Source organism: Gordonia shandongensis DSM 45094 (genome assembly GCF_000423025.1).
Lineage (GTDB): Bacteria > Actinomycetota > Actinomycetes > Mycobacteriales > Mycobacteriaceae > Gordonia > Gordonia shandongensis.
The window spans coordinates 35096-46976 of record NZ_AUHE01000017.1 but is presented as its reverse complement, the minus strand read 5'-3'; the positions used below and the strand labels follow the sequence as shown (position 1 = coordinate 46976).

12 protein-coding genes are annotated in these 11881 nt (G+C 70.1%); 6 read left to right on the top strand and 6 right to left on the bottom strand.

The features are described 5' to 3' along the window. Nucleotides 1-8 precede the first annotated feature (8 nt). Both G528_RS0113030 and G528_RS0113025 read right to left on the bottom strand, forming a co-directional pair. A complete protein-coding gene (locus G528_RS0113030) occupies nucleotides 9-839 on the bottom strand; it encodes an alpha/beta hydrolase (RefSeq protein ID WP_026919358.1) in 831 nt (276 codons plus the stop codon). A 10-nt stretch (nucleotides 840-849) separates the two neighbouring features. Beyond that, complete coding sequence (locus tag G528_RS0113025) at nucleotides 850-1263, bottom strand: hypothetical protein (protein ID WP_026919357.1); 414 nt, start codon at nucleotides 1261-1263, stop codon at nucleotides 850-852. A 146-nt stretch (nucleotides 1264-1409) separates the two neighbouring features. On the opposite strand from G528_RS0113025, the gene G528_RS0113020 reads away from it, so the two are divergent. The 4 genes from G528_RS0113020 to G528_RS0113005 all read left to right on the top strand — a co-directional run bounded on the left by G528_RS0113020 (nucleotide 1410) and on the right by G528_RS0113005 (nucleotide 5077). Beyond that, on the top strand, nucleotides 1410-2378 hold the full coding sequence (locus G528_RS0113020; RefSeq protein ID WP_026919356.1) for a pirin family protein: 969 nt from the start codon (nucleotides 1410-1412) through the stop codon (nucleotides 2376-2378). Further along, the gene (locus G528_RS0113015) at nucleotides 2378-2827 is read left to right on the top strand and encodes a MarR family winged helix-turn-helix transcriptional regulator (RefSeq protein ID WP_026919355.1); all 450 of its coding nucleotides are present in this window, start codon (nucleotides 2378-2380) and stop codon (nucleotides 2825-2827) included. Before G528_RS0113020 ends, G528_RS0113015 begins: the two co-directional genes overlap by 1 nt. Continuing rightward, a complete protein-coding gene (locus G528_RS0113010; RefSeq protein WP_026919354.1) occupies nucleotides 2824-3627 on the top strand; it encodes a pirin family protein in 804 nt (267 codons plus the stop codon). The genes G528_RS0113015 and G528_RS0113010 overlap by 4 nt, the downstream gene beginning before the upstream one ends. Nucleotides 3628-3700: 73 nt before the next feature. Continuing rightward, complete coding sequence (locus G528_RS0113005) at nucleotides 3701-5077, top strand: M20/M25/M40 family metallo-hydrolase (RefSeq protein WP_035720022.1); 1377 nt, start codon at nucleotides 3701-3703, stop codon at nucleotides 5075-5077. Between the two features lie 45 nt (nucleotides 5078-5122). Here the strand turns inward: G528_RS0113005 and G528_RS0113000 are convergent, their stop codons facing one another. The 4 genes from G528_RS0113000 to G528_RS0112985 all read right to left on the bottom strand — a co-directional run bounded on the left by G528_RS0113000 (nucleotide 5123) and on the right by G528_RS0112985 (nucleotide 9358). Continuing rightward, nucleotides 5123-6055, bottom strand: a complete 933-nt coding sequence (locus G528_RS0113000; RefSeq protein WP_245569771.1) for a serine hydrolase — start codon at nucleotides 6053-6055, stop codon at nucleotides 5123-5125. Between the two features lie 132 nt (nucleotides 6056-6187). Beyond that, nucleotides 6188-7093, bottom strand: a complete 906-nt coding sequence (locus G528_RS0112995) for a serine hydrolase (protein ID WP_245569770.1) — start codon at nucleotides 7091-7093, stop codon at nucleotides 6188-6190. Further along, the gene (locus G528_RS0112990; protein WP_026919350.1) at nucleotides 7090-8592 is read right to left on the bottom strand and encodes a serine/threonine-protein kinase; all 1503 of its coding nucleotides are present in this window, start codon (nucleotides 8590-8592) and stop codon (nucleotides 7090-7092) included. The genes G528_RS0112995 and G528_RS0112990 overlap by 4 nt, the downstream gene beginning before the upstream one ends. A 73-nt stretch (nucleotides 8593-8665) precedes the next feature. Continuing rightward, nucleotides 8666-9358 carry a TetR family transcriptional regulator gene (locus G528_RS0112985; protein WP_035720020.1) on the bottom strand — a complete coding sequence of 231 codons (693 nt, stop codon included), beginning with the start codon at nucleotides 9356-9358 and terminating at the stop codon, nucleotides 8666-8668. Between the two features lie 179 nt (nucleotides 9359-9537). Between G528_RS0112985 and G528_RS0112980 the strand changes: the two genes are divergently transcribed. Continuing rightward, nucleotides 9538-10614 carry a ferredoxin reductase gene (locus G528_RS0112980; RefSeq protein WP_026919348.1) on the top strand — a complete coding sequence of 359 codons (1077 nt, stop codon included), beginning with the start codon at nucleotides 9538-9540 and terminating at the stop codon, nucleotides 10612-10614. Nucleotides 10615-10616: 2 nt separating this feature from the next. Continuing rightward, nucleotides 10617-11801 carry a fatty acid desaturase family protein gene (locus G528_RS0112975; protein WP_026919347.1) on the top strand — a complete coding sequence of 395 codons (1185 nt, stop codon included), beginning with the start codon at nucleotides 10617-10619 and terminating at the stop codon, nucleotides 11799-11801. Nucleotides 11802-11881 lie beyond the last annotated feature (80 nt).

The following is an 11881-nucleotide window of genomic DNA, read 5'->3' as shown; positions in this document are numbered from 1 at the left end:
GCGCACCGTCACCGGCGGTGAGACTCGATCCAGTCGGTCACATCGTGCAGGACGGCGTCGCGCTCGGGCTCGTTGAGGATCTCGTGGTAGAGGCCGTCGTAGATGCGGGTGGTCACATCGTCGCCGCCCGCGAGGCGGCCCACCATCCGCGTCCCCTCCGGGTCGACCAGGGTGTCCGCACCGCCGTGCAGCGCCAACACCGGCATCCGCAGCGACGGCAGCCGCGCCGGGAACGTGCCCATCATCGCGACGAGTGCGCCGCCGAGACCCGCGGGGATCTTGCCGTGCCACACCAGCGGATCGGCCTCGTACTCGGCGACGACCCGCGGATCGCGACTCACACCGGACGCCGACAACGTCGTCGCCGGCAGGCGCGGCAGCAGTCGGCCGAGGAGCGGTGCCAGCTTCACGAGGACCGTCGGCATGTCCGACCCCGGGGTCACCGCGGCACCGGAGAGGACGAGCCCGTCGAGGGCGTCGGGCCGGTCGAGCGCGTAGTCGAGGGCGATCGCGCCGCCCATGCTGTGTCCGAGCAGGAAGGTCGGCCGTCCCCCGCGGTCCACCGCGTCGACGACGGTCTGCAGGTCGGCGGCGAAGTCCGCGAAGTCGACGACCGCCAGTCGGCGACCGCCGGATCGTCCATGCCCCGCGTGGTCGGGGGCCACCACGAGGTAGCCGAGTCCGGTCAGCGCGGCCGCGACGTGCAGGTAGCGCTGCGCGTGCTCGCCGAGCCCGTGGCTCAGAACGACCACGCCCACGGGTTCGGCCCCGGGGCGGTGGACGTCGTAGACGATCTCGATGCCGTGACGACCGGTCACGGCGAGGGTCTGGGATCTCACGGTGCGTCGCTCAGCGGATCCCGAATCGGGATGCCACGCCCCGACCGACGGCTTCGATCGTGTGGCCGGCCGACTCGAGCATCGTGAGGGGTTTGAGGGCCTGTTCGGCGACGGCGACGACGGCCTCGACCCGACCGGTGACGGTTTCGAGGCGCGAGACGACGCTCGCCATGCGCAGCACGGTGTCGTCGACCTTCGCGATCGTCGTGTTCATCTGGTCGAGCGTCACGTTCAACCTGTCGATCGTGGAGTCGAGCCCCTCGATCGTGGCGCCCATCGAGGCCAGGACCGGGCCGATGTCGCCGACGATGCCCTCGACCTGATCGACCGTCTGGTCGGCGTTGAGCGCCGCCTGCGCGAGTTTGCGCAGACGCTGACGGTCGTTGCCGCGCCCGGGACGGTCGACGATCGGATTGATGGCCATGGCCCCAGAGTATGACGCTTCGTGCGCTGTCGGGGAATGAAACCTCGGATATGCGTGTTGAGCCGACCACAGTCGTTCAAATCTGAACTAAACTGGACGCGCAGCCAGGGAGACCCGCGAGGCGGGACTCCCCGAAGGAGGACACCATGCCCGCCGTCACCGCCGACACCCTCACCCTGCCCCGCATCAGCCGCCCCGGCCCCGACAGCGTGGGCCGCCCGGTCACCGGCATCACGACCGGACCGCACGGATTCGAGGGTGAGGGCTTCCCCGTCGTCCGCGCCTTCGCCGGCGTCCACCCCCGACTCCTCGACCCGTTCATCCACATGGACCAGATGGGCGAGGTCGATTACGAACCGGGGCAGCCCCGCGGCACCGACTGGCATCCGCACCGCGGATTCGAGACCGTCACCTACATGATCGACGGACGTTTCGCGCACCAGGACTCCACCGGTGGCGGCGGCGTCATCGAGAACGGCGCCACCCAGTGGATGACCGCGGGGTCGGGAATTCTGCACATCGAGACCCCGCCCGTGGAGCTCGTCGACTCCGGCGGTCTGTTCCACGGCGTCCAACTGTGGGTGAATCTCCCCGCCTCCGACAAGTTCCTCACGCCGAGGTACCAGAACCTGGAGAGCGGGCACGTGGAGCTCCTGTCGTCCGACGACGCCGGCACGCTCGTCCGGCTGATCGCCGGCGAGATCGACGGGCACACCGGCCCCGGAGCCACCCACACGCCGATCACCTTCGCCCACGCCACCGTCGCGCCGGGCGCCCGCCTGTCGACGCCGTGGCGTGCCGACTTCAACGCGCTGGTGTACGTCCTGTCCGGCCGCGGCACCGTCGGCGACGAGCAGCGACCCGTCCACCAGGGGCAACTCGCGGTCCTCGGAACCGGCGACCACCTGAGCGTCGCCGCCGACGACGGCCAGGACTCGCACCGGCCCGCCATGGAGGTGCTCCTCCTCGGCGGCCGCCCGATCCGGGAGCCCGTGGCGCAGTACGGTCCCTTCGTGATGAACACCCGCGAACAGCTCGTCGAAGCCCTCGAGGACTACCGGTCTGGGCGATTCGGCGTCGTCCCACCGGACGCACTGACACCGCACACGCGCTGATGTCCGACGACGTGCGCACCGCGGCGTGGCGGATGTTCATCGAGAACTCCGCCCGCCTGCAGATCGAGCTCGACCGGCGGCTGCGCGACGCCGGCATGAGCCTGCACGAATACCACCTCCTGCTCCGACTCCACGAGAGCCCGGGGCGTCGACTGCGCATGCACGAACTGCGTCGACACCTGGTCTTCTCGGCGTCGCGCCTCTCCTACCAGGTCGACGCCCTGTGCCGTCGGGGGTGGTTGCGGCGCGAACCCGCACGCGAGGACCGTCGCGGAAGCTACGCGATCCTCACCGAGGCGGGCACCGCGGCGTTCGAGGCAGCGGCACCCGCCCACGTCGCCGACGTCGACGAGCTGTTCTTCACCGCGGTCCCCGACGACGCGTGGGGACCGCTCGCCGACACCATGACGCACCTGTCCACCCACCTCGACCGATTCGAGCAACCATGACCCCACCCGCACCGACGGCGCGCCTCATCCCGTCGAGCAGCCGCCACTTCTGGGCGAACGAATGGCTCACCTCCCGGCAGTCGTTCCCCGGCACCGGGAACTTCGACCTGTTCGGCAATGCCCACGGCGTCCTCGCGATGCACAACGACGACGTGGTGGCACCCGGCGAGGGACTCGACGCCCACCGGCACCGGAACATGGAGATCGTCACGTGGGTGGTGGACGGCGCCGTCGCGCACCGCGATTCACACGGGACCGCCGAGACCCTGGCGGCGGGCACCGTGGGCGCGATGACCGCCGGCCGCGGCGTCACCCACTCCGAGCGGAATGCGAACACCACCCACCGGGGCGCCTCGGTGCGCGTGGTCCAGATGTGGGTGCCGCCGCACACCGACGACCTCGAGCCCGCGCACCGTTCGGCGGATCTCACCGACGCCCTGGCCACCGGTGATCCGGTGGTCGCCGTCTCCGGTCGCAGCGACGCCCCCGAGACCGCCCTGCCGATCCGGAACCGGTATGCCGCACTGCACATCGCGCGCCCGCACCCCGGACGTCCCGTCGAGCTGCCGGGTGCGCCCTTCGGCCACCTGTACGTGGTGCGCGGGGCCGTGACCGTCGAGGTCGCCGGGACCGACGCCGCATCGTTCGACACGAGCGCACCCGGCGGCGCGCTCTCGCAGGGAGATGCGCTGCGCCTCACCGACGCGGGACCGGTCACGGTCACCGCCGAGGGCATCGACGCCGCGGAGATCCTCTACTGGGAGATGCACGCGTCGTTCGACGTTCCCCGGTCGGTGTGACGGCCCCGAGCGCGGCAGCCGCGAGCACGACGGCACCGAGCACGGCAGCCGCGGGCGTGCCATCCTTGATGTCATGACCGATGGCTCCGCTCGTTCCGTCGTCGCGCCCGACCCGGCCGACCTGTCCGCCCGCGTGACGACCCTGATGGACCGCGCCCGCGACGATCTGGCGGCACTGGTGTCGTTCGCGTCGATCCATCTCGACGCGAGCCGCGCCGCCGAGTGCCGTGCGAGCGCCGACTGGGTGGCCGCGGCATTCGGCGACCTCGGATTCGACACGGAGGTCATCCCCACGTCCGACGGTTCGTTCGCCGTGACGGGATACCGCCCGGGACCCGAGGGCAGCCCCACGGTGGCCCTCTACAGTCATCACGACGTGCAACCGGCCGGCGATGAGTCCCTGTGGGATTCGCCGCCCTTCGAGCTCACCCCCCGTGACGGACGCTGGTACGGGCGCGGCAGCGCCGACTGCAAGGGCAATCTCATCGCGCACCTCACCGCGCTGCGCGCCGCGGCCGACGACATCGCCTGCGGTGTCCGAATCATCATCGAGGGGTCCGAGGAGGCCGGCGGTGAGGGGATCGAAGACCTCGTGGCCGAGCGTCCCGACCTCTTCGACGCCGACCTCATCCTGATCGGCGACACCGGGAACGTCGCGGTGGGCGTCCCGACCCTCACCACCAGCCTCCGGGGTGTGGTGAACGTGAAGGTCACGGTCTCGGCCTTGGAGAACGGCGTCCACTCCGGTGCCGCAGGCGGTCCCGCGCCGGACGCGATGGCCGCTCTGATCGCGGGGTTGGCGTCGCTGCGCACCGATGCGGGCGACACCGCGATCGACCAGCTGGCCGCCGATCAGCGGTGGAGCGGCGTCGACGTCACCGCCGCGCAGTTCCACGAGATGGTCGGCGCACTCCCCGGCACCGAGGTCCTCGGCAGCGGCACCCCCGCCGACATGGCGTGGGCGCGACCCGCCGTCACCGTCATCGGCATGGACGCCCCGAGCACCGCCGAGTGCGCGGCGGCGATCATGCCGACCGCCGCCGCGATGCTGAACCTGCGTGTTCCGCCGGGCACCGAACCGCGCGAGGCCTATGCGCGACTCGAGGCGCATCTGCGTGCGCACATCCCGTGGGGGTGCACCGTGGAGTTGGAGCCCGACGCGTTCGGTCGGCCGTTCTCGGCCGCCACGGACGGGCCGGCCTACCGGCGGTTGATCGATGCGATGTCGTCCGCATACGACGGCCTCCCCGTGGTGTTCTCCGGGCAGGGCGGGTCGATCCCCCTGTGCACGGTGCTCGCCGAAGCGGTGCCGCACGCCGAGATCGCCCTCCTCGGCGTCGAGGAGCCGCTGTGCGCCATCCACGCGCCCAACGAGAGCGTCGACCCCGAGGAGATCCGGCGGACGGCGCTCGCCGAGGCCCTGCTGCTGTCGAGGTTCACCGACCGCTGACGCCGGCAGTCCGGGTCCCACAGCCCGGGTACTACAGCCCGGGCACTACAACCTGGGCAGGGCCGGGCCGCACGCACCGACGGTCAGGTGCCGCAGGTTCTTCCGCACCCAGCCGGCCATGCGCGTCAGCATGCGTTGGCCGTCGACGAACGTTCCGCTCTTCGGGAGGGCCACGAGGCTGACGCCCATCGAACCCCGCGAGGTGGTCACGACGGCGAGCTGACGCACCACGTATCTCCCCGTCTCATCGGAGACCGGCCCCCACCCGCCCTTCACCGCTGTCCGGACGGTGCGCGAGGTGCTGCGCGCCAGACCCCACCGCTGATTCGCGGCCACCGACCCCATGTTCCGCAGGACCGGGTCGGCGCCGTCGAGGCACGGCAGGTTGGCGGCGAAGACCGACTGATCGGTGGTCGCCCACCGGGTGGCACCGGGGAAACCCGGCGGCCGGCTCAGCTCCGAGATGACCCTCGTGCGCGTGTCGCCGCCCTCGCGCAGTACGCCGGTCACCGCGTCGACCGCTTCGCGCGTCGATCCCAGCGACGTCCACAGCGTCTCGGCGGCGTCGTTGTCGGACCGGCGGATCGACGATGACTCCAGCCGCGCCAGATCGTCGACTCCCGCGCGTTCGGCGGCCACGGCAACGGGAACCTTCAGTGTCGACCAGGCACGTGCCGTCCGTACCGTTCCGAAGAACTGGCCTCGCGCACCGCCCGTCGGAGTGAGGGCCAGGCCGATCCGCCCCGGTGTCGCCTTCGTCAGGCTCCGGCTCAGCGACGAGAAGCTCTTCTGCAGGTCGACGGTGGGCGGCGGCGCAGGCAGTCCCGGGATCGACGGCAGTGTCGGCAGTGTCGGCAGGGGCGGCAGTGGGGGAAGTCCCGGTAGCGCCTGGGCCGTCCCGGCCCCCGCACCCGTCACCACGGCTCCCAGCATCACCGCGGTCACGCTCACCGTTCCCGCCACACGCGCCAACCGCACGACACCACTCCTCACCCCAAACACCTATCGCCACTCCAGTAACATCTGTAACAATAGGGTGCCCGGGGTGCCCCGTCATCGGCGCGTACTGGACCCGCAATCAGCGCGTAGCCGGAGCGTTACCTCGAGACGTCAGCGGCAGCGACCCGACGGCACGGCCGTGAGGTTCTCACCGATCCACTCGCCCACCGAGCTGAGCACCGCGGCACCCTCGGCATCCGAACCCGCGGCGGTCTGCGTCGCCATCGCCACGGCCACGCGCGCGCCGTTGCGGAGCGTCACGATCCCGATCTGCCTGACCAGATATCCGCCGTTCTCGGCCGGTCCCCAGCCGCCCTTCACGGCCGTCGCCCGCTTCTCGATCGCCTCCAGACCCCACTGCTGGTTGCCCGCGACACCGCCCATCAACTCCAGCACGTGGTCGGTGCCGTCCATGCACGGCAACGCCGCCGTGAACGTCGCCGCATCCCGAACCGACCAGCGCGTCTGGCCGAAGATCGAGAAGCCCTCGCGAGCACGCTCCGAGGGCACCGTCGACTTCTCGTCGCCCCCTTCGCGCAGGACCTCGGTCACGGCCGCGGCCGCCTGCTTCGGCGTTCCGAGCGACCCCCAGAGGGACTCGGCCGCAGCATTGTCGGAGTTCACGATCGCGGCCGCCTCGGCGTCACTCCGACCGTTCTTCCGCTCGGCTGCCACCGCGAGCGGCACCTTGATCGTCGACCACGCCACCCGCGGCGTCTGGTCGCCGAACACCACCGGATCACCGCCGCCGACCGGAACGATCGCGACGCCGACCGGCGACGACAGCGACGCCTGCAGCTTCGTGAAGCCCGCGGCCAGCTTCGCGCCGGAGTCGGTGTGCCGCGTCGACGGTTCCGACGGGGCCGACGACGCGCCCGGCGTCGACGTCACGGTCACCGTCGTCACCGGCTCGTCGTCGGACGATCCGCACGCCGCCGCCGACAGCGCGCACACCGCGGCCGTCACCGCGGCGACCGTTCGGCCGAACCGCCCGCGCCCCCACCGAACGGCCGTCACATGATCACCACCACTGCGTTGTTACCGCCTCGACACACCACGACCCCCGTCTCCGGCGCACAGGTCATCGTGTATCCCTCGCGCGTCACCGGGCTGTGCGCCCGGACGACCCGGGGTTCCCCCTTGGGGCCGCCGGCCACATACGCCCGGTACACGTTCTGCGCGAACTCGCAGGACGTGACACCGCCCCACACGCCGACCTGCCCGTTGCACGGCACGGTGCCCGGCGGCGGGCTGGGCACCTCGGACGGCGACGGCTCCGGCGGATCATCGGACTGCGAGGCGACGTCGGTGACCGTGGTGGTCGGCGCAGCCTTCTCGTCGCCGCTGTCCCGGAACCCGAACCAGTAGACCCCCATGGCGATCAGCGCCGACACCAGCAGTGCGATCAGCACCCCCAGAACCACCTGGACCGCGTTGCCACCGCGATCGTCCTCGTAGACATAGCCCTGCGGCCCGGTACCCATCGGCGGTCCGTAGCCCATCGGTCCCGAGAACTGTTGGGGACCCGAGAACTGTTGGGGACCCGAGAACTGCTGGGGACCCGAGAACTGCTGGGGGCCCGAATACGGGGAGGTCGGCGGTCGCTGCCCGATCACGGTCGGGTCGTACGCCGCGGCACCGGCACCCGTGACCGCCGTCGCCGAGGAGTCGCCGTCGGGCCAGTGCCCCTCCAGGGCGGCACGCGCAGCCTTGGCGAACGCACCCGCCGACCCGAATCGGGCCGCGGGATCCTTGTCGAGGCCCCGGGCGATCACCGCGTCGAGCGCCGGCGGCACCGCGGGGTTCACCAGGCTCGGCACCGGCACCGGCGACATCACCGTCGACCGGACCACCGAGCTGACCGAGTCGCCGGGATACGGCGGTCGGCCGGTCAAGATCTCGAAGAGGACCGCAGCCAACGCATAGGTGTCGGAGGCCGAAGTGGTCGGCACGCCGTCGAACTGCTCGGGCGCCATGTACGCCAACGACCCGATCGCGGTCCCCGCCTGGGTGAGCCTCGTGTCGTCGTTCTGATGCGCGATGCCGAAGTCCACCAGGTAGGCGAAGTCGTTCTCCGTCACCAGGACGTTCTCCGGCTTCACATCGCGGTGGACGAGCCCGGCCCGGTGCGCGGCGTCGAGCGCGCCGGCCACCTGCTCGACGACGGCGACCGCATCCCCGGGGATCGCGGCGCCGGTCCGGCGCAGCCGCGCCCGCAGATCCTCACCCTCCACGAGCCGCATGTCGAGGTACAGGACGCCGTCGATCTCACCGTAGTCGTGGATCGGAATGATGTGCGGCTCACCGAGTTTCGCCACCGCCTGGCATTCCCGACGGAACCGTTCCTCGTAGGTGGCGTCGCCCGCGAACTTCTCGTGCAACACCTTGATCGCGACGTCTCGATCGCGAACCGTGTCGTAGGCCCGGTAGACCTCACCCATGCCGCCGTGGCCGAGCAGCGCGTCGAGACGATACGGCCCGAACCGGGCGCCCACGCGCGATCCCTGCTGTGTCATGCGTCAATGATCCACCATGACTCGGACATCCGCGGCGTCGGGCGCACCGCCGTCCGTCAGACGGTCGACCCGATCAACCGCGTGGACGCCACTGATTCATCCCGAGAAAGACCATCACCAACTGCTTCTCGGCGCGCTCCACCAGAAGCCGTTCGGACGCATCCCGTCCATCACCGTCGAGGAGCTCGGCGACGGTGGTCATCATGATCGCGACGATCAGATCCGCGGCCACCTCGAGATCCTCGGCCTCCCACGGGGCCAGTTCGGGCACCCGAGCCAGGTCGATCGCCAGCTCGCGAGAGAACAGCCGCAGCTCCGTGCCGATGGCGCGACGCACCTCGGCGACTCCGCCGTGCTGTTCGCGGACCAGGAATCGGAACTGGGACTCGTCGGCCCGCACCTTGCCGAGCAGGATCGACAGCGACTCCATCGCCGTCGGCATGCCGCGGCCGGCCAGATCGCGACGGGCCTCGCGGAGCGCGCCGCGCAGGACCCGCATCGCATCCTCGACGAGGGTGACGCCGAGGTCCTCCATCGACGCGAAGTGCCGGTAGAAGGCGGTGGGCACGATACCCGCACCCCGCGCGACCTCCCGCAGGCTGATGCTGCCGAAAGAACGGTCGTCCACCAAGTCGATGGTGGTGTCCAGAAGCGCCTGGCGCGTCTGCTCCTTCTTCTCCGCCCGACTGCCGACGGACTCGCCGCGCGGCCGCTTGGAACGGCTGCGACGGGACGTCGTCCCAGGTGAATCGGGTGCGGGGGTCACAGCGCCCCAGTCTAGGCGGTCGACCGTCACGCATCGAACCCGGTGACCCGCCCGACGTGACGACGCCCACACGGCAGCACTGTTGACAGCCCATCGGGACGATGTGTCATGCTCATTTGTGTACAGTCGTTCACTGAACGATGCGAACACATTCATCCCCACGAACGAGGAGCACAAGGATGCCGAACACACTCGCCCGCCTCGTCGAGACCATCGTCGAGGCCACGGCGTCTCCGTACCCCGTCGACCGTTACCTGGAGCTCATCGACCCCATGCTCACCTGGCGCGACACCCGCGCCAAGGTCGTCGACGTCCGCCGCCAGACCGACCGGTCGGTGACCCTCACCCTGCAGCCGACCCGCCAGTGGACCGGCCACCGACCAGGACAATACGTCGAGGTCAGCATCGTCATCAACGGTGTACGCCAGCGACGTCACTTCTCGCCCGCCAACGCCGCGACCCGCTCCGGGGAACTGGAGCTCACCGTCACCGCGCACTCCGACGGCTTCGTCTCGCGCCACCTGCGCGAGAACGCCCGGCCCGGCATGGTGCTCGGCCTCGGCCGCGCCGAGGGCGACTTCACCCTCCCCACCGAGCTCCCCGACCACGTCGTCCTCATCAGCGGCGGCAGTGGGATTACACCTGTCCTCTCAATGATGCGCACGCTCGTCGCCGAGGGTTACCGCGGTGGGATCACCTTCGTCCACTACGCGCGGACACCGGACGACGTCCCCTACCGGGCCGAACTCGAAGCGCTGGGACGCACTGTCGACAACGTCGACGTGCGGCTTCACTACACGCGGACCGCGACCGGCGAGCACTTCACCGGTGCGCACATCGCCGATGTCGCCGGCATCGACGGTGCACAGCTGTACCTGTGCGGTCCGAGCAGCCTGATGGCAGCCGTCCGCGAATACGCCGACGCCGCCGGACTCGCCGACCGCCTGCACACCGAGGCGTTCAGCCTCGACACCTCGGTGGTCGTCGACCCCGACGAGCCGATCACCGGCGACGTCACCTACTCCGCGGCCGACGTCACCGCCCCCAACGACGGACGCACCCTGCTCGAGCAGGCCGAGGCCGCCGGCCTGACCCCCGAGTACGGCTGCCGGATGGGCATCTGCTTCTCCTGCACCAAGGTCCGCACCAGCGGCTGCACCCGCAACATCCTGACCGGCGAGCTCGACTCCGAACCCGACCAGCACATCCAGATCTGTATCAACGCCCCCGTCGGCGACGTGGAAATCGAGGTTTAACCATGACTGTCACCCCCGCACACGACATCCGCACCGCACCGAACGCCGTGGCCCGCACCGCCGAGGACGCCACCGAGATCGTGCTGACCCACGAACAGGTGGAACAACTCGGCCGCGACCTCGACGCCCTGCGAGCACGCATCGTCGACGACCTCGGCGAAACCGACCGCGACTACCTCTACGGCATCATCCGCGCGCAGCGGAAGCTCGAGTTCGCCGGCCGCGCCATGATGTTCGCACCGTTCCTGCCGCCCGTCTGGCTGGCCGGCGTCGGCGCCCTCGGCGTGGCGAAGATCCTCGACAACATGGAGATCGGCCACAACGTCATGCACGGCCAGTACGACTGGATGCGCGAGGACACCTACAACTCACGCGAGTTCGACTGGGACACCGTCTGCCCCGGCGAACAGTGGAAGCACAGCCACAACTACCTGCATCACACGTTCACCAACATCCTCGGCCAGGACCGCGACATCGGATACGGCATCCTGCGCATGGCGCGCGATCAGAAGTGGAACCCGTACTTCCTCGGGAACCTCGGATACGCGACCGCACTGATGCTGCTGTTCGAGTGGGGCGTCATGCTTCACGACCTCGAAGCCGAGAACGTGATCGCAGGCAAACGCAAGTGGAGTGACATCAAGGGCCTCGTGAAGGGCATGTGGCGCAAGGCGAGCAAGCAGGTCGCCAAGGACTACATCATCTGGCCCGCCCTCACCGGCCCGTTCTTCGCGTCGACCCTCGTCGGCAACGCCGGGGCGAACCTGATCCGCAACATCTGGTCGTACTCGATCATCTTCTGCGGGCACTTCCCCAGCGGCGCCCAGACGTTCACCCCCGAGGAGTGCGAGAACGAGACCAAGGGTCGCTGGTACCTGCGGCAGATGCTGGGCAGCGCCAACATCCACGGCAGCTCGCTGTTCCACATCATGAGCGGCAACCTCTCGCACCAGATCGAGCATCACCTGTTCCCCGACGTGCCCGCCAACCGCTACCCGGAGATGGCGGTGGAGGTTCGCGAGATCTGCGAACGCTACGGACTGCCGTACAACACCGGACCGCTCCGCCGGCAGCTCGGATCGACCTGGCTGAAGATCGCCAAGCTCTCCCTCCCCAACTGGATGACCCGCGACGACGCCGACGTCGTGGTGACCGTCGAGCCCGCGCCGACGGCCGGAGCGGCCTGAGCTCCCCTGGCGTACCCTCGGGGTGCACGACAACCGTCGTGCACCCCGAGGACCTGCCCACCCAGCGGAGAACGGAGCCA